Below are 19762 nucleotides of genomic sequence, written 5' to 3'. Positions count from 1 at the left end.
CCGAGCGGGCTTTTTTTCGTCCAGAGAAAAGGAGTCACGACAGTGACCGTACCCACTCTAAATAGCGTTGCTGAGTTTGTGACCAACAGCGTCACAACCAACTTCCCGTTCTTTTTCAAATTTCTGGCGAATGAAGACCTGGTCATTACCTACGTGAGCCCAGCTGGCGTCTCAACCGTACTGACGCTGGGCACGGACTACACCGTCAATGGCGCAGGCGATGATGACGGTGGGAGCATCGTCACGAACTCAGCATTGGCTGGCCCAGGCCAACTGGTCGTTTCTCGAGAAATGGATGCCTACCAGCAAACATCGCTGCGCAATCAGGGTAAATTTTTGGCAGAGACTCATGAAGATGTCTTTGACAGATTGACCATGTTAATCCAGCAGGGTCTTTCTGTTTTCAAGCGCGCACTTATCAGACCTCTCGGCCGAGATTATTACGACGCCGAAAACAGAAACATATCCAATCTCAAGGATCCTGACGACCTGCAGGACGCAACGACCAGAGGCTGGGTGAACAATCACTTTGCGGATCTGATCGACCAAGTCACCGGCCTGATCAACACCACCACCGGCATTCTCTACGACGCCGGCACGCTGTTCGACCACCTCAGGTTCGGTGTTGCGCGGACCGTCGACAGCATCGCAGCGCTGAGGGCTCTGAGCAGCGCCCGTAACCAGCGCGCCTTCGTCATGGGTTATTACGCAGCCAACGATGGTGGTGGCGGCCATTACCGCGTGCGCGTGGGCGACGTTTCAACCGCGGACAACGGCGGAACAATCATTGTGGCGAACGACGGCGCGCGCTGGGAGCTGGTTGTTATCGGTCGCGTGTCGCTCAAGCAATTCGGGGCCAAGGGTGACGGCACATTCATAGATTCGACATTCATCCAGAAGGCGTTCGATTCGAACCTGCCGTTATACGCTGGCCCTGGGACCTACCTGCTGACGTTGTGGCAGACGATGCAGATGGAAGGCGGGTCGACCTTCGCAGCCCTGAAAATTGCCTCAACGCTCAATATCCAAGGCGCCGGGCGCGACATCACCACCTTCAAGCTGAAGGACAACGAGTCAACCGACGCGAGCCCCAAGTATTTCAACTTAATGGGCATCAACACCATTGTGAGCGGCCTGTTCATTGATGGCATTACCTTTGACTTGAACGGTCAAAATAACAAGATCAGCCCGAACCGCGCGGGTCTGGTTTACAACTACTTCAATTGTGCGGCGCTTATGGTGTCCGGCAGCGTAGGTACCGTTGGGCAAGACGCTCGCTTGATCAACGCAAAGTTCACCAACAACCGAGTTAAGAACAGCCCAGGCGTCACGGGCATCTCCTTGGGTCAGTCGAACGCGGCCGGTTACATTCTTGGCGACACCATCGAAATCGCCTACAACATCTTCCAAGACAACGGCCTGGACTGTAACGATCACAGCACCGTTTATATGTGGGCGAATAACGTCTGGGTCCACAACAACCTGTTCACGAACTCGGTTATGTCGAGTGGGGTTCAAGGCCCGCTTGCCGCCGCTGAATTGCACGGGTCGAATAACTGGTTCCACCACAACACCGTTCGCAACTACTTGTGGGGCGTCTACGTCGCGGGCAACTACACGTCGGTCTCACGCGGCCATTTCGTCCATGACAATGACTTTCTCGTGGCTCAGAAGGCGGTCATTTTCTACAACGAAACGAGTGCAGAACCAGGCATGGCCGATATAGATATCCACGACAACCATGTTTGGCTGACTGATGACTTCCACCATGGTAGTGGAGTGGCTAAGCGCGCATTCGATTTGACTCCATCGCAGGGGAACGTCGACGGGGTGAAGGTGCATGGGAATACCTTATTCTGTACCGACCTGTATGGCGCGATTGCGGTTCACGTCGGTGTGTTGGCAGCTGGCAGATCGATCAAGAACATCAGTTTGTGCAACAACGAAACCAAGGGCTTTGGCACGCCAATTCAGTTTGGTACGACGGGTGGAGGTATCGTCGAAGCACTAACGATTGATGGCAATCAGCTGCTGGACATCAAGCCGAACAGCACCGCGCCTACGTTCACGGTGGCCATCTACGGCAAGGCTGCAAACGGTTCTGTCAAAATCTCCAACAACAAAGGACAGGGCGCGTCGGTTGCGCACCCGTATTACGGGATTTTGCTCGACACTGGAACCATGTCAAACCTTGATATGGAAAACAATCAGTTCGACAGCGGCACCGTCGTGCCAATTTCGGATGGGGTTATCGTGGTGGGCCGGCGGTCGGGCTCTCAGGCCACGGTTTTTCCTGCGCTGCCGACTCAATCGACTTGGCGAGTCGGCGACCAGATCACCAACTCAGCAGTGGCGGAACTAGGTACCACTCCCAATAAGTACGTCATTGGAGGATGGATTCGAATGACGAACGGGACAGGTAACACCGGCACCGATTGGCTCCAGCGGCGGACGCCAACTGGGAACTAAATCTGCTGGAGGCCCTGATCCTAGGGTAGCCTCCGCGAACTGCGGGCATCACTACATCATGCCGGAGTCGCAGGCTTGGGCACCCACATCTTCTTCAAGTACATGCCATGAGCCCCGCGAGCTGAAGCTGCTCATCGCTGGGGTTGCCGTGGCGCTGATCCTGGCGATCAGCGCTACATGGAAGGTGCAGGGCTGGCGGTATAGCGGACAGCTTGCATACGGACGACCTAATCAATATCGGCAGCGCCGCCGCGGACCAGATCCAGGCAGAGCAGGGGAAGCGACTGGGCTTGGAACAGCGGCTGATCAGTAACGAGACAAACCATTACCGAGCAATTACCGATGCCCAACGTGACCAAGATCGCCTGCGCGATCGCCTTGCCACTGCTGATGTCCGGCTGTCAGTCCTCCTTGCCGAGGATCCAGCCGGTTGCAGCTCAGTGCCTACCGCCTCCGGCGCCGGCGGCGTGGTTCATGGAAAAGCAAGAGCCCAACTTGACCCAACGCATGCTCAAAGAATTATCGCCATCACCGACGACGGCGACCGGGCAGTGATCAAGCTAGCGGCGTGCCAGGCATATGCAAAGAGTGTTTCTACCCTAAATGGCACTGGAGATTAATTATTCCTCGCCTGGAAGTGTTTGTATCCAGCGGGATATGGCGTGTCTCGCTATCGCAATTATAAGTTCGTAATTGAGAACGAATGTCGTGCGGGGGACGCCTTTGCTGTACTCATCTATGTTCTGAAAAAAATGACTTCTTGCATTAGGGTCTTTGTGAGGGGGCTGTTCGCCGTTGTGCACAAAATCGCAACGATGATCATACGACGCCTGGATCGCTTGCTGTATCTCAGAGGATGAGAGCTCTTCGGGGGTGAACTCATTCCATAGTTTGTCAGCGGGATAGCGGCTTCCATCAGGGTTTATCAGATTCTTCAGAATGTCTATCCGGTCTTGCTTTGGGTGTGGCAGCAAAGTTTTCCATATTTCGGAAGGGGCAAAATCATTAATGAACTTTGTATACCTTTCCTTTAAATAATTGCCCCCTCGGGCCGCCTTGTAGGCTTTCAATAGTTCAGAAAACTGCTCATTTTCCTTCGCTGTTCGCTCCCAATCTTTCTCCTTGGGATGTTTGATTTTAGGGCGTTTTATCGCGTTTGTGGCTACAGCTTCGATCGCGCCAACACCCAAGAAATAAGCTAAGCCAAAATCTTGACGTTTGTTTATTATGGACAGGTTGACAAGGCGTATTGCCTGCATGGCCATAATATAATGCTCGTAGGATATTGTGCGCAGTTTCGAAATCAGATTGTTTGAAGATGCGATGTAACTGTTAATGTCTTCTTGTGTAAGTCTGGGGCTCACATACCCAGGGCCCGCGGTAAGCACCGGGTGTAGAATTGCGAGCGCTAAACAGTTTTCCTCATTAAGAGCGGCTCTGTTGTAGTATCGGTCTCGCGGTGCTACAACTCGTCGGCCTGTTGAAAAAGTCAGTATCGACGCGAGAGCGTTTGCATATAGATGAGCAGTCCTGTTACTGCATTTTTCATCAATGCTTATTGGGCAGATAAATGCTGACTTGGCCCCAGGTAAATGAACCTGTATTGATGGTGAGATTGTAACTCCTGGTAAATTTATATTGTGCTCTACGTGAAAATCGGTCAGCAAGTGGCAATTGCTGGGATGATCGTGTGGTTCAAAGTTTCGAACGACGCTGTGCCGAAATTCTTCAATGCTTTCGTTGAACATTACGTGGTCTTGTGAGACTGGACGGGACATTGACTTAATCCAATGGCTTATGTCTATTTTTTTGCTCATATGATTACTCACGCGTTCAGGAGGATTGCACTGTGCTTGCGGCCTAATTCACGTGCCGGATGCTCACCAGCTACTTCGGCCAGCCGAGCTCGGCTACAAGTCATTTGAACACTTCTATTACTCTAAATTTGGATTATAGCGGTCGAGACGCGCTTTGGCATGAAACCTTGACCAGCACAAGCCCCGCAGGCCTCGCGTACGCCAAACTGATCAAGGCACAACGAACATTGAACGAATCGTGCTAATTCGGCGATTGACCGGAGTTTTTGCATCAGCAACAGGTTTCGCTCTTCGCGTGCGACTTGCAAGATGTCGGTAAGCCAGCGATAGACATCAGGATCTTCGATGGGCCTATAAACTACACCCTGAATCATTCTGGCCGTCTCAATCAGGTCGTACTGGCGTCCATCATCCAATGTGAGGACAAGCCCTTCAATGACACCGTCTGTCGAGCCTCGGCAGCTCAACAGTAGTTTCTCGCCTTGTCGGTAGACCTGCCCATCGTAAGCGTGAATGCGGCGGCTCTCGGTTCTCTCCGTGAACGTCGATTGATGAATCGTGCCCAGCTGGGACGAGCCGTCTCGTGTAACAAGATCATAATGGGATGCACCGTGATAGAGGACTGTCGTCGATTGCAGCTCTTCCACGGCGTGCCAGTACGCGGCGTTCGCCATTTCGTCCATCTCGAACTGTTGCATTCGATCAATCAGCCGTTCCTCGGCTAACCGCGCGCTAGCTTCAAGCAGGCAGGACCGGTGCGCCTCCGGGTTCTGCATCCTGAAATAGTGATCATCAAGGGTGTCGCGCCATCGCTGGATCCTCAGCGCCTTGGCCTGTTCAAAGTTCATGATGGGGTTCGCTTGCTTATTACTGTTTGGATATACAGTAATCGAGGGGATCGGCTCAGGCGAGGTTGAGCCGACGAGCAGCGCTATTTCACTCTGGCGCCATCAGCACAGCGAGCGTCAGCTTGATGAACTCCTCGTTCTGGTCGATGGTGTCCAGGGCGCCGCGCACGTTGTCGGCGACTTCGGGCGAGCCATGCTGCTCGACCCAGTTGGACAGCTCCAGGATGGCCGCTTCGAGCGCCAGCTGGTTTTCGTTGATCTTGTACAGCAGGGAAGGGAGCAGGTCTGAGTTGGGCAATTGATGTTCTCCAGTGATGAGACCAGGGTAGCAGTTGGGAGATTTTCGTTCGGTCGGCAGGACGCCGGAGGAGGGGAGTACTGTAGGAATATCCAACGCTAAGTTATTGATTCATATAGCGCGATACGGCGCTTTTAGTTAACGCGCTTTGGCTGCACTTTCCTTTATTTTTCAGAGTGTTATCATCGCTTCACGGTCACCTTGACATGGTGGGGGTCGTTGGTTCGAGTCCAATCGCGCCTACCAAACAAAATCCGCTCTGCTGGGCGGTCTAGAAGGGCTCACCGAAAGGTGGGCCCTTTTTTGTTGCTTCGGATTCAGGCAGAACGTTCACAAAATATCGGGTTCGTTCACATCGGCAATGTGAACGCTGGATGAGCGAGCTTTCGTAAGGCGATTTCTCCCGTTCATTCCCGCCGAACCACCGTTCATCCTCCTTGTCTTGAGTGTCTTTCGTTGTACCGATACTGTTCATTTGTACAGTATTTGGTGTGATGGCGATGCATGACGATCTGATCGATGACACTGGTTTTGAGCTTGGGCTACCTAGCCGTGAGGAGATGCTTAAGCATCAAGTGGACATACTCTGTTCAGACCTGGAGCTGACACGCCGTAACCTCAGAGCAGCCCACAGGGAGCTTGCAGGGCTGATCGTCGTGTACCGGAGTGCACTAAAGGAGATTGGGACGTTGAAGGCTGAGAACGAGAGGCTGAGGTGGACGCTGAGTGACATCTACCACAGGCAGAGCCAGGAGATGACCAAAAAGATGGGGTATGCCTACGGGGATCACGACAAGAGATGAGATCCGCCCTTTCTTAAGAAACCACTTCTTCTATAGAAGAAGAAAAGGGACGGATTTATTTTTTTGCTCCGGTGTTCTGAGTTCTCATCGAATGGATTCACTTGGAGCTGGCAGCCGCTAGAAAATAAATCTGTTCCCTTTTCTTTCCTTTTCCCTCTTATCAGACTTTTAGTTTCTGATTGAGCCGCCGATACACTCACCACTCATTTTCAAATGGATGTAATCGGATGGTCATGTACTTGCTCCTGTCGGGGCTCGGCTTAATGGTTGCTATGCAGCTGGTCATTTTCTGCGTTGCCATCAAAAATTCGTTACCCCAGGCCATGCTCTGCTTAGTCATACCCTTTTACGTGTATGTCTATGCGAAGAAAGATTCACAAGCGAAGGTGTTCCTCTGGGGTTGGTATTTGGGAGTTGTTTTGCTCACTGCGGGGGTCGTGGCCTCAGCTTGAGGACATCTCAACATATTCATGAGCCTCGGCATTTTCCGGTTTTTTTCGTTTTCGGTTCCACCACACCTTTTGCCCCGAGCTGGGAGTGCTGCTGGAGCTGACTTGTTTGACCAGGCCTGCAGCGGCCAACTTTTACTAATGGAGTTGCGATGGATCCTCCTGACCTCGGCCCAGGCTCAGCTACCTGGCCGGGCGGTACTGGAACAAGAAAAGGGGACAACAAGAAAAAAGAAAAGGGGACGGATTTATTTTTAGCAAGAAAAGGGGACGGATTTATTTTTTGCTCCGGTGTTCTGAGAGTTCTCATCGAATGGATTCACTTGGAACTGGTAGCCGGCTAGAAAATAAATCTGTTCCCTTTTTCAAGGAAGACGAAGGCTGGATGAGCGATAAGATTCCTAGCGCAGCGATGTACAACATTTTCGTAATAGGCGAAAAAGTGTTCGGCAAGCATGACCGTCCATGGTTCGAAGGGGCCACAGGGTGACGCATCTACCCGCTAGCTTGCAAAAATAGATACCCCCCATGCCAGACGCCCGCTAGCATGAAGGCGCTTCGTAGGAAACGGAGCGGTCTATTGCCATAAAAAGGGAGTGTCGTATTTGAAAACCATTGACCGCATACTGCTGGGAATGGGGCTGTTGATTCCTCTTTGGTTGTTCGCGGGTGTGGCGCTGACGTCGCTGGGCTATCCGGGTTATAGCCATCTAGACCAGGCGATGAGTGTGTTGGGCGCGGTAGGGGCTCCCACGCACGGTTATTCCGCCTGGGTGAATAACTTTCCGCTGGGCGTGCTGTTCGTACTGTTCGCGATAGGTTTGATACGCAACTTCGGGGGATCGCGCCTCGCCCTGTTCAGCGCCGTTTTGATAGTGCTCCACGGCCTGGCGAGCTTCGCTGCAGGCTATTTTTCTTGTGATCAGGGATGTGCTCCGGTACTTCCTTCAACCTCTCAGCAGGCTCATAACCTCGCGGGGTTGATCATGTTCGTCTCCCTGGCGCTGGCCATTGTGTTGTGGGGTTTTCTCGGTAAACGGTTACTGTCGTCACCTGGATTCGGAAGGTTCTCGATGCTTTGCGTAATCCTGGCTGTCGTGACATTAGCGATGATGTCCAAGGCATTCGCCGAAGGGCATGGATTTGGTCTGTATCAACGGCTTAATTATGGCGTATGCGTCTTGTGGATCGCCGCCTTGGCATGGATCGCTCTTCGTGCTGAAGTGACCCCGGCAAGCGTCCGTTAAGGGACGGCCATAACCTACCCGCCCCGGCGGATACTTACCTCCATCTCACCGATTTTTGGATAGGGAAATCAATGAACAACTCCAAGCTTTCGATTGCACTGTCCTGTGCTGTTGCTCTTTTGATGTTGAGCGGATGCGCTGCTTCTGTCAAAAGCGGCGGGACAGAAACGCTGGTCATCCAGGAGTCAGCCAAGCAAAACCTGGTGGTGAACTTCCAGGGAAACAGCAAGGTTCAACAGAACGAGGACTGGCCTCGCTTGAAACAAGAATGGCGCGATGCCCTGCAAGTCGAAGCGACTCGTGCCGGCTATAGCCTTGCGGAAGGTCAGGCATCAAATCCTGAAGGCGAAGACGGTGTCGGTATCAAGATCAATGTGAGCAATTTCCGTTACCTCACTCCGGGTGCACGCTACGGCGCCGGTGTCATGGTGGGGAATGCGTGGGTCAATTCCAGCGCAGATTATACGGACTTGAAATCAGGCCGGCTGATCGGCACCCGAACGTACGACACATCGTCGTCTGCCTGGGAAGGCGTCATGTCGGCGATGACCAAGGAGCAGGTTGAGGCTATTTCCCAGAAAATCATAAGCGACATCAAGAGCGCAAAAGCCAAGTAGTGCGGCCTTCGAAGCAAGAAAAAAAAGAAAAAAGGGACGGATTTATTTTTGCTCCGTGCGTTTGAGAGTTCTTATCGAATGGATTCGCTTGGAACTGGCAGTTGGCTGGAAAATAAATCTGGTCCCCTTTTCCCTTTTTTCCTCCCTTTTCCCCTATCTTTTCCTTCAGTCTGCGACAGGGGATTACGGATGACGCCACTTGGCTCCAACGAAGTTTTCATCATCCGGCCGAAGATCGGCATCGGTCGTTTATTTTTTGTCCCGCTGCTTCGCCAGACACCTTGGGCGATCACGGCGATCTTTTGTATCAGCTTATCGACCGGCCTGTCGTTACCTGGGAGGGAGTGGCCGGGCATCATCCTCGCAAGCCTGGTTGTGATGTGGTGGGTATATCAACTGGGCAGAGATATCAGCGAGCGCGCTCCGCTGGCCATGCAGTCGTCTGGTGTGGCTTTTCTCGGACGGTATCAACTAACGAAACGCACACCGCTTCGAATAGTGCTCAAGCCCGACGGCCACCTGGCTGTTTTTAGCAAGTCCTACAGTATTTATGTCGAGTATGAAAACGGGCGTTTGTTAATTGCTCGCCGTGTCGTCGGAAAAAAAGTCAGCCAACAGAAACAGCTCGCCAGCGAGCTCGCCGCGTTTCTGGGCTTATTTGCATACGTGGATGATGGCTCTGGAAGACTGAAGAAATTAGCCGGCCAACGGTGAGGTTTCCGCCGCGAGCAAACAAACGAAGCCCTGTTGGGGCACGTCCACGCGAATTGCGGGCCAAGCCCTATGAGTTGGCGCTCTGTGAGTGATAACCTGCGAGTTCTTATTTAAGTGATATTGGATACAGTCATGGACAGCTGTTTGAGGACGCTCGGAGTTAGCCTCGCTAACAAAATAGCGATTCCCGCCGCTTGGTTATCGGGGCTTGTAACGATAGGACTCGTGTGGGGCATTATACGGTTTTCGCCCGATAAGCTTACAGTCGAGGGACGTCAGCTCTTCGGGGCTTCTTTTTCTATTTTTTGTCTCGCCATAGGGTATTTGATATGGCGTAAGCGACGAGCAAAAGCACTTGTGACATCCATCAACCGAAAAGAAGGTCTGAGCCTGGACGGTGCTCGGATGCTCGGCTATCCAAACTCCCTGTTTTTTGTCTTTGACCTGTCCAACAGGAAACTCGCTCAATGCCAAAGCATCACTGGCGACTATCAAATTCGAAACTTCACCTGGGTAACAGGCTGGCAGTTCGAATGGCAACGGATTGACAGCAGGGTATCGGGCGGCGTTCTTCAAATAGTCGATGGGGCAGGCATCAGCGTTCCAGCCGACGAAATTCGGCGTAGGTTCATAAACTTCTCACTGGTTTTGACGGTTTCCGATACAGGTCATCTTCTCTTCCGTTTTCCGATGAGCCGGAGCGCAGCTGAAGGCTGGTGCAGCCGGTGCAATGTACTTTTCAAATGCTAAACATGAGGCATCACACCAGAAGGGATATCGCAATCCCACCAGGCAGTTCGTCCTCTTCACAGGTGAGTGCACCGTGAGATGTTCCCTTTATCGACACGGCAGGTCGTCCAATTCGTGGCTGGAAACTAAGGAAGGATCCCCAATGCGAGAATTTAAGCTCATTAAGTCCGTGCCAGTCCCCTCAACGTCAGGCATTACCCATCTTTACAACCCGATGAACCTGGCGGACGCTTTTGCGATTCGGCTCCCTGCGGGCACATCCAGCGATCCGGATTTGCTAGCTCGATTCATTCTTTCACACCAGCCCTCCTGGATCGGATGGCTCCTGACAATCCGCGACACTATCGTTGCCTGTTTTGGCCTGAAGACAGCCAGACATCTGGCATCGCTTGCCAATCGGGTTGGCGTCTTCAAGGTCTACAGTACAAACCAGACTGAAATCGTGTTGGGAGAGGATGACAAGCACCTCGACTTTCGGATATCGATCCTGTGTTCTGAAGAGGCGGAGCGAGAAGGCAGTCGCCAACTGGTGTTTTCAACCGTGGTCCAGTGCCACAACCGTCTTGGACGAGCCTATATCTTCGTTATTGCCCCGTTTCACCGTTTGGTTGTCAGGGCCAGCCTGCTCCGTGCAGCACGCGTCGGTTGGCCTCTGGCTACCTGCGCCTGAGACCTGGAGCTGTATTTTCCAGCGGACACTTCTGCAGCCAGGCAAGCAGCCGTCAGAAGATAATGAGCATCGGTGGTCCTGACCTGATAGCGTTGCGGGAAAGGAGCATGGGTGTGTGCAGAGAATGGGCAAACTGGAACCGTTAATGCCGTACAACTACATGAACGGCCGCTACCTGGTCTTCAAAGGCAACGGCAACGATGGGGCGCCTTTGGGCAGGATTCACCAGGACGGAACCGTTCGAAACCTGCAGGGTGAGCCGCTCTACTACATAAACATGGACGAACATGCGTTCTGTTCGATGGACTTTACCTTTCAGGGCACTATACAAAAAATTCGTGGCACGTTTTACGTGCTCAGCGACAGAACGCAGTTCACATTTTCCGAGATGAAGGTTAAGCCACTTGGAAACGAGACCGAGGAGCAGGCGCTTCACCGGGAATTCAAAAACACCGCGATAAACCTGGCAAGGCAAATCGTTCAGGCGAAGAACGAGATGGCGCAGGAACGGATAGAGATGGCCATGTCCGATTCAAACCCTTTCAGGCGTTTCCGTGCCTTCTTCACGAGCCGAGCCCGCAGGGAGCGAGCATCACCAGGATGGCGTCGCAGTGAGTTAGAAAGCGATCATGAGTTCAAATCGAGGTCTGTCGCTGTCTCCTCATCATCACTCGCGCCAATGATTTTATGGGCAACAGATGCAAGGACCAGGAAAACGCGGCCATACAACAATTACGCGACGGTCCGGTTACAGGTGAACTCCTATTACGGTCTGTCCCTGGCTTTCCGCTTTTCGCCGATCAACGTGGGTTGTACTGCGTCACTCGCAGAAGCTTCTCGTCGTAGCTCACGTTGGGAAAACATCCCATCCGTCTATACCCCGCGTTTCTAGCCGCGGTCAATCTCAAGAGCGCGGTGTGCAACACACGCCTTCCAATTCACTGGGATTCATATGAAAACGCTAGTCTTGGCATTCTTGCTGGTAGTACTGGCAGCCTGCATGCCTTATAGGACAGTCACCTCGCCAGATCCAAACTGGATGCGTCTGGGTGGAAATGAGCCTGAGGGTTATCCAAGGACGTTTGTCGAGACTTGGGAGGGCAAATGCTATGCGGTTACCGAGGCATGGTTCAAGAGCGCAATCAACGGTCGTACCTTGTGGACCAAGCGGCAGTCTAACGAGGCTGTTACCTGTCCATAGGCGCCCCCGCAAGCAGATTGGGTTGTTCGGGATCCTGCAGTCATGGTTGCAGGCGATCAAGCCATTGAAACTTCACCCTTTACCAGACGATCTTCTAAGCATTGGCTAACAGGAGATCAGGTATGAAATGTTATCTATGCGGGCTGGAAGCACAACAGTCCGAAGAGGATCAAGGTGGTGAACTCGTCAACTGCGCTGACTGCGGCACCTACAAAATTTCAGGCCTTGTTCTGAAAGAGCTGGGGGGCAGGAAATTCAATTACCCGAAAATGCGCGATGATCTGCACCGCCAGCGGCAGTTCAACGCTACGTCTGTCGCCGAGATCAATACCGAGACGGTCATCTGGACTTGAGCGTGGCGCTGCCTGGCGATTCATCGCAAGACCCCGATCAACTTTAAAAAGCGCCAAGGCAATGCCAAAGAAACAGCCGGATGACAAAACGACAGCGAGTGCTGCCGAAATCGAGCGATCAATTCTGGCGCTCAACAAAATGGCTGAGCGCCTATGGGGCGATGGCCGGGAAGCGGAAGCCGAGGCGCTGTTAAAGGCGCTGGACGCGTTAAACCGTGCGCTTGATCGCATCAGGATCGGGGAGAGTCGCAGAGTGCTTCACTGACGCCCGGCTTGGCCCCGGGCTTTCCCAGGCGCTCCGCCCACTACCGCAAATGCTGTTCGATCCACTGCGCGACACTGGTCGTTTCGATTTTCTTTCGTGCGTTGTAACTGTCCGCTTTTGGCCATGCGACGCCTTTACCTTCGGCGAACACTGCGCGGTACTTGCGGATCGGGTCAGCAGGGGCTGTCGCCAGGTCGGCCTTGAGCACTGGCAGCGTCCATTCCTCGCGTTTTACCTGGCGGTTGAGTACGTGCTCGATGGTATCCGCCAACTGCCCGTAAGTGAGGGTGTCGCCTGCGGTGAAGACCACTTGGTTTGCAAGTCCCGGTTCGAACAGGATAGAGGCGGTCAGCCAGCCAATATTTTCTGAAGTAGTGACGGTCACTGCCGTGTCCCAACTACCCAGCGCACGCACCGTGTTCTGATCAAGGTCTACTACGCCAAAGGCCGGCTCAAACAGAAAGCTGGTGAACATGCCGGTGGAGATAATGAGCCATTGAACCCGCGACTGGCCGCGCAACAGATCACGTACATCGTTCATGCGCTGGGAGTGGAGGGCAAACTGCGGCACGCTGAAATCGCTCGTCGGCTTCCGGGTGTCACGCAACGCATGTTGACCCGTAGCTTGCGGCAACTTGAAAGAGACGGACTTATCGCACGCCACGATCACGGCGAGGTGCCGCCACGTGTTGATTATGAACTGACTCCGCTGGGCCGAAGTTTCCTGGCGCAGATGGTGCCGTTATGGATGTGGCTGTTGGAACACGCAGAAGATTTTCGCGTGGCCCGCGTTCGATTTGGCGAAGTCTGAGCGTACGTCGGTTCCACTCGACAGCCAACCGGAACACTGACGCACCTTGGCGTATCTACCGACAACACAATCGGAGCGCCTGGCAGTGGATGTGTACAGGATAGAGTTCGAAAACGACCGTTGGACACTTTATAAATCCCATGGCTACAAACCGATCCTGCAGGCCGACAGTCAAGGTGAGTTGATCGACCATGTGCTTGCCTTGACGAGGGGGGAGGGTGTCGTGATTCGATTCATGGGGAACAGCGGCCTGCGAGAGTTGAGGCTGGGGAACGTGCGGGACGACTGACCGTAGAACCACGTATTGATTGAACTGCCAGCGCCCTGGTGTGCCCAACCTGTTATCAACGAGAGGGCAAACCCATGACCGACGAGAAGAAAAACGAACAACCCAAGGACGACACGCCCGCCCACTCCACCGAGCAGGAGCGTGAGCGTTTGAAGGACTTCAACAAAGATGGTATTCCGCCGGGGTCCTCATGATCGGCCTCGGGAATTGCGCACTGCCTAAGTGCGGATTTATATACCGTTAGGCGGAGACTGGCGGCGCAAACGTTCTCAGCGCCGCCAGCACAACTTACCGATTATTCCACCATGCAAATCCAATGATGATCCTCCCTGTAAGGCGCTCGGATAAACGCCACATCGGATACCAGCACCATCCCACGCTTCTGAAGTGCTTCGGTCAGTTGTACGAGTGTCTCTGCTTCGATAGTCATCGCTGTTACCTCGTCAGATTACTGCGTTCATAATTGTTGACCGAACGCCTTGACGGGTAATTCATTTTTTCTAACGAGCTGATCGTAGAGCCTGAGCGTTTTTCCAGGTCTTGCTGCGAACTAAAGATGTCGCTGGCTCTACCGACATAGTGGAAACCTGACATCGAATGGCCTCGCTGTGCAGGCAAACAGTTCGCGCAAATGAGCGTGTGTTTCGATTTTGGCGCCACCATGGAAGATTTTCAGTGAAAAAGCTTTACCCCTTGTTTTTCGCAGCCCTATCTTTGGGCGCTCATGCAGTGCAAGTAGCAGATTCTGCGGTGGGTGCATCGGCAAAGGCCGATCATACGGCTCTTTTAGGAACTTGGGCGATGAGCCCTCTACGCAACGGTATTGCCAACGTGGCAAATTACTTGCCGGATGGAACAGTGGCATTGCATTCGTTTAACTGCAATGAGCCCAACGCCAGAGGGGAGGTCGAGGTATCCAAGTACACCTTGGCCGATGACGGTAAGTCGATCCATATCGAGTCGCCAAACGATACCTTCGACCTTGAGGTTATTTCGTTGACGCCGAATACCATGCGCCTGGGTATGGTGTTGTCCGGCAATCCTCTGATCTTTAGCTATCGAAAGGTGCAAAAGATCGCGCCATTGTGCGATTCGTATGTCATTGACCGGGAAGCAGAAGCCAAAAAGTCGCCGTACCAAGAGGCTGATTTTGCTCCAGCGCCTACTTTGCCCTCGCACGCCGACCTGAACCGATACATCGGTCGGTGGGCAAGCGAGCGAGGAGATATTCAATTTGAGATCCGCAGGGACAAAGGCGGCGAAGCTTATCTCTATAACTCAGACAGCGAAAATTGGGTCTACCTGTTCAACGGCGTCAGTTGGGAAGCTGACGGCCTCCACTTCACCGCGTTCGCCTACAGCAATAAGCCAGACCTTTATGATCACCCGTATCATAAATCCAGGATACCGCATGTGATTGCTATCAATGAGGACGGTACGCTAAAGCAAATATACTTCATCAGAGGAACCCATCGCTTCGAGACCACACTTTTCCGCAAGGCCGACAAATAAGCTCACGTCTAAGGCTCCCGGAGACGAAGCGCAATCATTGGCCCAGGTAGCCGCCAGGACGAATTGCTTTCTAAGACGCTCAGACTGGGCAGGATTGATCCGGTCAGCGTCTAAGCCGTCGGATGGAGGTCCACCTGAATGAATAAGCCCCGCAGCAATGCAGGGCTTATTCGTTACTTCTTCAATTGCCTGCGAACATCATCGGCCACCGGCCCAACAGCCTTGACCGCTGCCTTGAGCTGCTCTTCGGTCACGCCGAATTCTTTCGCCCAGTATCTCAATTCCCAGTCTTCGGAAGTGTTGATGCGGTTCCGGTCCTGGGGCCCGCGATTGCTCAAGTCGTCAGCCATTGTCGAGTTCCTATGAAAGGCCTGGTAACGCCAGGCGACACTCAATGGACCATCAGGCGGGGCTGTTTGCGCCATTTTTATAGGGCGCTGCGGCTGAGCCGGTAATTAGAGACGCATGCCTTTGAGCGGATTCCAGCCTTGCTCGCCCTTGATTTCCTTCAGGTAGTACGCATAGTTGGTCATGAGCGCATACATCATCGACATGGCGATGTTCAGACCCATGCTCAACGGCCGCGGAAACTCCATGCCGATGATGGAGAAAATCACGCTCAATACGATGTTGATCGCCAGGAAGATTCCGAGCAGCGCCAGGTTCTTCTTCCACAGGCCCAAGACAAACAGGTAGATAGGACCAAAGAAAAACGCGATCACGTTGGCGTTGATCAGGATTTTCTTTTTGAAGTCCGGCAGGCTCTTGACGGCTTCCTTGTAGCGCGGGTCGTTTGGCGCGCCATAGGTATCAAAGAAGTCGAAACGTTCCTGCCATTTGGCGCTGTATTTTCCGCTGCTTTGTATTTGTTCAGTCGTGCTCATTTTTCGCTGCTCCTGGTGTTCCATCAAAGAGATCGTTCTTCCGAGAATCCTGCGCTGTTTTTCCTGGTCTTTTGGCTAATGCGCTTTTGCTGCCCGCTTTATAAGCGTTCGCGCGCAAAAATACCGCAACAGTTGCTTAAATGGCTTTCTGATCTGTGATGGGCATCACGCTGGTCTTGCGAGGGAAGACGGGAAGTTCACGACGGCACTGGAAACTGCAAAGGCAGGTCATCCCGAATCGCCCGCTCAATCAAACGGGCGACGGGTTTCATCCAACATTAGGACTCACTCAGAGCATGGCATCTGCAAAAGCGTGGTCTGGGAGGATTGTCAGAAAGTGCAGCGGCATCTGCTGTTCCGTGTGCGTCACTGGCAACTCAAGACTGCCAACTACCTGGCTTTGAAGCGCGCTCAACCGCATCGACTCTTCTTCCTTTAATTTTGCCATTCTCGCGTGGTTCGCTGCGATTTCATTGAGAGTTGACACGGTACATCTCCGGTGGCTGACCAAGCGTTTAGAATTTGCTGCCGCGCCAGAAAGACGTCGTCCTGCGCTGCGTACAAGGTCCGCTGCAAACCTTGAGCCAGACGTGCCCGTGTCATGTGCACGACTTGTCACAGGCGACCAGTGGCAAGTTTCGGCGCATGTCGGGGCGGCAGCGCTCCAACCATGCCTCAGGAATAAGTCACTGATACGACAAAACCGGGTCAATTGCCGCCTGATTGCTTGGTTCAGGGCGGCACCGGGTGCAGGTAACCGACACGCAGCGTGATATGGAACTAATATCACCGTTAGTCTCTATATCTTTACAGGGACTATTCCCTTTCTGAGAGTACTGCCATGTTCAAATCGCGCTCGTTGATTGCTGCAGTAACCTGTTTTGCCTTGGCGGCGGGCCCTGGCCTTGCTGTCGCGGACCCGGGCAATGGCAAGGGAAACGCTCAATTCGATCAAGGTCAGGGACAAGGAGGCAAGGGCGGGCAGGGCAACAAGGGCGGCCAGGGTAATGCTGGCAATAAGGGTAACCAGGGCAATGCTGGCAATAAAGGCAACCAGGGAGGCAAAGGCAACCAGGGCGGTGGCGGCAGCGATTGGCATAATGGGCCGAGCATCGACCGTGGCGGTGTTCTGGGTGTGATTGGCGGTTATCGCGATTACTGGAGCCCAGGCCCGGCATTGCCGCCGGGTATCCAGAAGAACCTCGCCCGGGGCAAGCCGCTGCCACCCGGCATCGCCAAGAAGCTCGACGGACGTTTGCTGGGACACCTGCCGCGCTATGACGGTTACGAATGGCAGCAGGTTGGTACCGACCTGATTCTGGTGGCGATCGCCAGCGGCATCATTTACGAAGTGCTCAACGGTGCCTTCGACTGACCTGTTGCTTGAGTGGAATGGCAACCGCTTCGGAGTACCAGGCAGATAAGCGAAACTTCTGTGGGAGCGAGCCTGCTCGCGAAAGCGGTGTGTCAGTCACCGTTGATGTTGGCTGTCCCGACGCCTTCGCGAGCAGGCTCGCTCCCACATTTTCCGAGTTGTTCTCAGATTTCTCATCCACTACAGATCCCCGGTGGGAGCGAGCCTGCTCGCGAAAGCGGAGTGTCAGTCACCGTTGATGTTGGCTGATCCGACGCCTTCGCGAGCAGGCTCGCTCCCACATTTTTTCTGCGTTGTTCTCAGGTTTCACATTCACCCCAGGCCCCCTGTGGGAGCGAGCCTGCTCGCGAAAGCGGTGTGTCAGTCACCGTTGATGCCGACTGATCCGACGTTTTCCAACTGCCGCAGGCGTTTGTACAAGGTATTGCGGCTGACGCCGAGGCGTCGTGCCAGGTGGGAAATGTTGCCGCCGACGGCCTGCAACTGGCGGTTCAGGTCTTCGGCGTCGTTCAGGTCTACTGCCAGCGGTTCCGGTGTTTCCACCGGCTCCATTTCCAGGTCGACAAAAAAATCATCGGGCAGATGTTCCGGGCGGATCGGTTGTTCTTCGGCCATTGCCAGGGCCACTTGCAGCACGCTGCTGACTTGCCGCAGGTTGCCCGGCCAGGGGTGGCGTTCGAACAGCTCCAGGACTTCGCGGCTCAGGCCGGCCCATTGGGTCGGCTCGCGGTGGTGTTCCCAGAGGCGGTTGAACAGCGCCTGCTTGTCGCTGCGTTCGCGCAGGGGCGGCAATTCGAGGGTCAGACCGCCGATGCGGTAGTAGAGGTCTTCACGAAATCGCCCCAGTTGCACCTGTTCGCGCAGCGAGCGGTTGGTGGCGGAGATGATGCGGATGTCCACCGGGAACAGCTCGGCGCTGCCCACCGGTTGCACGCAGCGTTCCTGCAAGACCCGCAGCAAGCGGGCCTGGGTCGGTAGCGGCATGTCGCCGATCTCATCAAGGAACAACGTGCCGCGATCGGCCTTGCGGATCAGGCCGATGCTGCCCTTCTGGTTGGCGCCGGTGAAGGCACCTTTTTCATAACCGAACAATTCCGACTCGACCAACTCGGCGGGAATCGCCGCGCAGTTGACTGCGATAAACGCCTGCTTGCAACGCGAACTGGCCTGGTGCAAAGCCTTGACGAAGACTTCCTTGCCGACGCCGGTCTCGCCGTGGATCAGCAGCGGAATGTCTTTCTCCAACAGGCGCTCGGCCTGGCGCACAGCTTTTTCCACCCTGCTGTCACCGAAGTGCAGGGTGTTGAGGCTGATGGTGGTATTTGCAGGGGCGGGTGCTGGCGAGGGCGTCGTTTCGGCAAAGATGCGCGGCTTGACCGACACCTGCTTCGGCCGCTTGAGCAGGCACTGGAACCGATTGCGCCCGGACGCCTGCAAGGCGAATGGCAGGCCGTCGGGCTGGTTGAGCAATTCCATCAGCGAGACCTTGAACAGGCTTTCGATGCTCACCCGTGACAGGCTGAGGCCCAACAGGTTGTCGGCGCGGCGGTTGGCCGAGAGCACCTGGCCGCTCTCATCGAAAATCAACAGCCCGGCCCATTGGCTGTCGAGGTTGTTCAGTCCGGTGTTGAACGTGAGTTGAAAGTGTTCACCGCGAAACAGATTAAGAATCAGCCGGTTCTCCACCGTCTGGCTCATCATCTTGACCATGCCCAGGGTGTGGGACGGCGGCAGGTAGCTGTCGCTGGAGACGTCCAGCACCGCGATGACCTTGCGCTCGGCATCGAAGATCGGCGCGGCGGAGCCGGTCATGAAGCGGTTGGCCTTGAGGAAATGTTCATCGTGTTCGATGTGCACCGCCTGTTCACAGGCCAGCGCGGTGCCGATGGCGTTGGTGCCGGTGCAGCGCTCCATCCAGGTCGCTCCGGCGCTGAAACCATGGGCCAGCTTCGGTTCGATGAAGCGCTGGGTGCCCCAGGAGGTCAGCACCTGGCCCTGGTTGTCGGCCAGCATGATCAGGCAATTGGAATTGCTCAGGATGTTCTCGTAGTACGGCAGGACTTCCTGGTGGGTGGTCTGCACCAGCGAATGCTGGCTTTCCAGTAACTGGGCGATGCCCTCGGCCGGCAATGGGTCGAACGCCGGTACGCTCTGGTGATTGAGGCCAAAGGCGCGGCAACGGGACCAGGAAGCCTGAATGATGGCCTCGTGGGACAAGGCAGGAGCAGGTGCGGCCATGGGGCACTCTCGCAGGTGCTGTTTTTATTGTTGTGGCAAGTCTCGCACAGAGTCCTTGTGCTGGGGCAGGCCTGAATATCAATCCATACACGGATCCTGTGGAAGATTCTGTGGGAGCGAGCTTGCTCGCGATGGCGGTCAGTCACATCAAT

21 protein-coding genes, 1 tRNA gene and 2 pseudogenes are annotated in these 19762 nt (G+C 54.3%); 16 read left to right on the top strand and 8 right to left on the bottom strand.

The annotated features are described in order from the left end of the window. The first annotated feature begins 42 nt into the window (after positions 1-42). Both J3P94_RS18580 and J3P94_RS18575 read left to right on the top strand, forming a co-directional pair. Positions 43-2469 (top strand): hypothetical protein, encoded by a 2427-nt coding sequence (locus tag J3P94_RS18580; protein WP_434569155.1) that lies wholly within the window; start codon positions 43-45, stop codon positions 2467-2469. Between the two features lie 212 nt (positions 2470-2681). Further along, on the top strand, positions 2682-3089 hold the full coding sequence (locus tag J3P94_RS18575) for a lysis protein (protein ID WP_434569154.1): 408 nt from the start codon (positions 2682-2684) through the stop codon (positions 3087-3089). Here the strand turns inward: J3P94_RS18575 and J3P94_RS18570 are convergent, their stop codons facing one another. The 3 genes from J3P94_RS18570 to J3P94_RS18560 form a co-directional block, all read right to left on the bottom strand. Continuing rightward, entirely contained in the window at positions 3090-4217 is a 1128-nt protein-coding gene (locus tag J3P94_RS18570) for a hypothetical protein (RefSeq protein WP_434569153.1), read from the bottom strand. A gap of 191 nt (positions 4218-4408) precedes the next feature. Beyond that, on the bottom strand, positions 4409-5134 hold the full coding sequence (locus J3P94_RS18565; protein ID WP_434569152.1) for a hypothetical protein: 726 nt from the start codon (positions 5132-5134) through the stop codon (positions 4409-4411). Between the two features lie 88 nt (positions 5135-5222). Further along, complete coding sequence (locus J3P94_RS18560; RefSeq protein ID WP_434569151.1) at positions 5223-5432, bottom strand: hypothetical protein; 210 nt, start codon at positions 5430-5432, stop codon at positions 5223-5225. Positions 5433-5558: 126 nt separating this feature from the next. Here J3P94_RS18560 and J3P94_RS18555 point away from each other — a divergent pair. The 11 genes from J3P94_RS18555 (at position 5559) to J3P94_RS18505 (ending at position 12501) form a co-directional block, all read left to right on the top strand. After that, a tRNA-Val gene (locus J3P94_RS18555) sits at positions 5559-5678 on the top strand. 254 nt (positions 5679-5932) lie between these two features. Then, a complete protein-coding gene (locus J3P94_RS18550) occupies positions 5933-6235 on the top strand; it encodes a hypothetical protein (RefSeq protein WP_434569150.1) in 303 nt (100 codons plus the stop codon). 601 nt (positions 6236-6836) lie between these two features. Then, positions 6837-7028, top strand: coding sequence for a hypothetical protein (locus J3P94_RS18545; RefSeq protein WP_434569149.1), 192 nt, complete (start codon positions 6837-6839; stop codon positions 7026-7028). Between the two features lie 261 nt (positions 7029-7289). Next, a complete protein-coding gene (locus tag J3P94_RS18540; protein WP_434569148.1) occupies positions 7290-7931 on the top strand; it encodes a DUF998 domain-containing protein in 642 nt (213 codons plus the stop codon). Positions 7932-8002: 71 nt separating this feature from the next. Further along, complete coding sequence (locus J3P94_RS18535; RefSeq protein ID WP_434569147.1) at positions 8003-8548, top strand: hypothetical protein; 546 nt, start codon at positions 8003-8005, stop codon at positions 8546-8548. A gap of 189 nt (positions 8549-8737) precedes the next feature. Then, positions 8738-9262 (top strand): hypothetical protein, encoded by a 525-nt coding sequence (locus J3P94_RS18530; protein WP_434569146.1) that lies wholly within the window; start codon positions 8738-8740, stop codon positions 9260-9262. A gap of 132 nt (positions 9263-9394) precedes the next feature. Then, a complete protein-coding gene (locus tag J3P94_RS18525; protein ID WP_434569145.1) occupies positions 9395-10012 on the top strand; it encodes a hypothetical protein in 618 nt (205 codons plus the stop codon). A gap of 142 nt (positions 10013-10154) precedes the next feature. After that, the gene (locus J3P94_RS18520; protein WP_434569144.1) at positions 10155-10682 is read left to right on the top strand and encodes a DUF2867 domain-containing protein; all 528 of its coding nucleotides are present in this window, start codon (positions 10155-10157) and stop codon (positions 10680-10682) included. 145 nt (positions 10683-10827) lie between these two features. Beyond that, on the top strand, positions 10828-11574 hold the full coding sequence (locus J3P94_RS18515; RefSeq protein WP_434569143.1) for a hypothetical protein: 747 nt from the start codon (positions 10828-10830) through the stop codon (positions 11572-11574). Between the two features lie 431 nt (positions 11575-12005). Beyond that, on the top strand, positions 12006-12236 hold the full coding sequence (locus J3P94_RS18510) for a hypothetical protein (protein WP_434569142.1): 231 nt from the start codon (positions 12006-12008) through the stop codon (positions 12234-12236). Between the two features lie 61 nt (positions 12237-12297). After that, positions 12298-12501 (top strand): hypothetical protein, encoded by a 204-nt coding sequence (locus tag J3P94_RS18505; RefSeq protein ID WP_434569141.1) that lies wholly within the window; start codon positions 12298-12300, stop codon positions 12499-12501. Positions 12502-12541: 40 nt separating this feature from the next. Here J3P94_RS18505 and J3P94_RS18500 read toward each other — a convergent pair. After that, positions 12542-13036 (bottom strand): annotated as a pseudogene (locus tag J3P94_RS18500) (aromatic alcohol reductase); the annotation flags it as partial. On the opposite strand from J3P94_RS18500, the pseudogene J3P94_RS18495 reads away from it, so the two are divergent. Then, positions 13034-13312 (top strand): annotated as a pseudogene (locus J3P94_RS18495) (winged helix-turn-helix transcriptional regulator); the annotation flags it as partial. The pseudogenes J3P94_RS18500 and J3P94_RS18495 overlap by 3 nt on opposite strands. A 964-nt stretch (positions 13313-14276) precedes the next feature. Next, positions 14277-15113 carry a hypothetical protein gene (locus J3P94_RS18490; RefSeq protein WP_434569140.1) on the top strand — a complete coding sequence of 279 codons (837 nt, stop codon included), beginning with the start codon at positions 14277-14279 and terminating at the stop codon, positions 15111-15113. A gap of 173 nt (positions 15114-15286) precedes the next feature. On the opposite strand, the gene J3P94_RS18485 is transcribed toward J3P94_RS18490, so the two are convergent. The 3 genes from J3P94_RS18485 to J3P94_RS18475 form a co-directional block, all read right to left on the bottom strand. After that, positions 15287-15463 carry a DUF3606 domain-containing protein gene (locus tag J3P94_RS18485; RefSeq protein ID WP_434569139.1) on the bottom strand — a complete coding sequence of 59 codons (177 nt, stop codon included), beginning with the start codon at positions 15461-15463 and terminating at the stop codon, positions 15287-15289. A gap of 105 nt (positions 15464-15568) precedes the next feature. Continuing rightward, positions 15569-15997 (bottom strand): DUF2628 domain-containing protein, encoded by a 429-nt coding sequence (locus J3P94_RS18480; RefSeq protein WP_434569138.1) that lies wholly within the window; start codon positions 15995-15997, stop codon positions 15569-15571. A gap of 289 nt (positions 15998-16286) precedes the next feature. Further along, entirely contained in the window at positions 16287-16484 is a 198-nt protein-coding gene (locus J3P94_RS18475; protein WP_434569137.1) for a hypothetical protein, read from the bottom strand. A gap of 354 nt (positions 16485-16838) precedes the next feature. Between J3P94_RS18475 and J3P94_RS18470 the strand changes: the two genes are divergently transcribed. Next, positions 16839-17372, top strand: a complete 534-nt coding sequence (locus J3P94_RS18470; protein WP_434569136.1) for an anti-virulence regulator CigR family protein — start codon at positions 16839-16841, stop codon at positions 17370-17372. A 360-nt stretch (positions 17373-17732) separates the two neighbouring features. Here J3P94_RS18470 and J3P94_RS18465 read toward each other — a convergent pair whose 3' ends face one another. After that, the gene (locus tag J3P94_RS18465; RefSeq protein ID WP_434569135.1) at positions 17733-19610 is read right to left on the bottom strand and encodes a sigma-54-dependent Fis family transcriptional regulator; all 1878 of its coding nucleotides are present in this window, start codon (positions 19608-19610) and stop codon (positions 17733-17735) included. Positions 19611-19762: the final 152 nt, after the last annotated feature.

Origin of the sequence: Pseudomonas sp. Z3-8, assembly GCF_051131975.1 — a bacterium.
In the GTDB taxonomy this organism is placed as follows: Bacteria; Pseudomonadota; Gammaproteobacteria; order Pseudomonadales; family Pseudomonadaceae; genus Aquipseudomonas.
The sequence above is the reverse complement of the archived record's forward strand: the minus strand, read 5'-3'. Positions and strand labels throughout refer to the sequence as shown.

What these genes read in the sequence shown, in the direction of transcription:
- J3P94_RS18525 (WP_434569145.1), top strand. Translation starts at nt 9,395, where the DNA reads ATGGACAGCTGTTTGAGGACGCTCGGAGTTAGCCTCGCTAACAAAATA.
- J3P94_RS18520 (WP_434569144.1), top strand. Translation starts at nt 10,155, where the DNA reads ATGCGAGAATTTAAGCTCATTAAGTCCGTGCCAGTCCCCTCAACGTCA.
- J3P94_RS18550 (WP_434569150.1), top strand. Translation starts at nt 5,933, where the DNA reads ATGCATGACGATCTGATCGATGACACTGGTTTTGAGCTTGGGCTACCT.
- J3P94_RS18470 (WP_434569136.1), top strand. Translation starts at nt 16,839, where the DNA reads ATGTTCAAATCGCGCTCGTTGATTGCTGCAGTAACCTGTTTTGCCTTG.
- J3P94_RS18465 (WP_434569135.1), bottom strand. Translation starts at nt 19,610, where the DNA reads ATGGCCGCACCTGCTCCTGCCTTGTCCCACGAGGCCATCATTCAGGCT.
- J3P94_RS18515 (WP_434569143.1), top strand. Translation starts at nt 10,828, where the DNA reads ATGCCGTACAACTACATGAACGGCCGCTACCTGGTCTTCAAAGGCAAC.
- J3P94_RS18535 (WP_434569147.1), top strand. Translation starts at nt 8,003, where the DNA reads ATGAACAACTCCAAGCTTTCGATTGCACTGTCCTGTGCTGTTGCTCTT.
- J3P94_RS18480 (WP_434569138.1), bottom strand. Translation starts at nt 15,997, where the DNA reads ATGAGCACGACTGAACAAATACAAAGCAGCGGAAAATACAGCGCCAAA.
- J3P94_RS18570 (WP_434569153.1), bottom strand. Translation starts at nt 4,217, where the DNA reads ATGTTCAACGAAAGCATTGAAGAATTTCGGCACAGCGTCGTTCGAAAC.
- J3P94_RS18530 (WP_434569146.1), top strand. Translation starts at nt 8,738, where the DNA reads ATGACGCCACTTGGCTCCAACGAAGTTTTCATCATCCGGCCGAAGATC.
- J3P94_RS18485 (WP_434569139.1), bottom strand. Translation starts at nt 15,463, where the DNA reads ATGGCTGACGACTTGAGCAATCGCGGGCCCCAGGACCGGAACCGCATC.
- J3P94_RS18505 (WP_434569141.1), top strand. Translation starts at nt 12,298, where the DNA reads ATGCCAAAGAAACAGCCGGATGACAAAACGACAGCGAGTGCTGCCGAA.
- J3P94_RS18510 (WP_434569142.1), top strand. Translation starts at nt 12,006, where the DNA reads ATGAAATGTTATCTATGCGGGCTGGAAGCACAACAGTCCGAAGAGGAT.
- J3P94_RS18545 (WP_434569149.1), top strand. Translation starts at nt 6,837, where the DNA reads ATGGATCCTCCTGACCTCGGCCCAGGCTCAGCTACCTGGCCGGGCGGT.
- J3P94_RS18565 (WP_434569152.1), bottom strand. Translation starts at nt 5,134, where the DNA reads ATGAACTTTGAACAGGCCAAGGCGCTGAGGATCCAGCGATGGCGCGAC.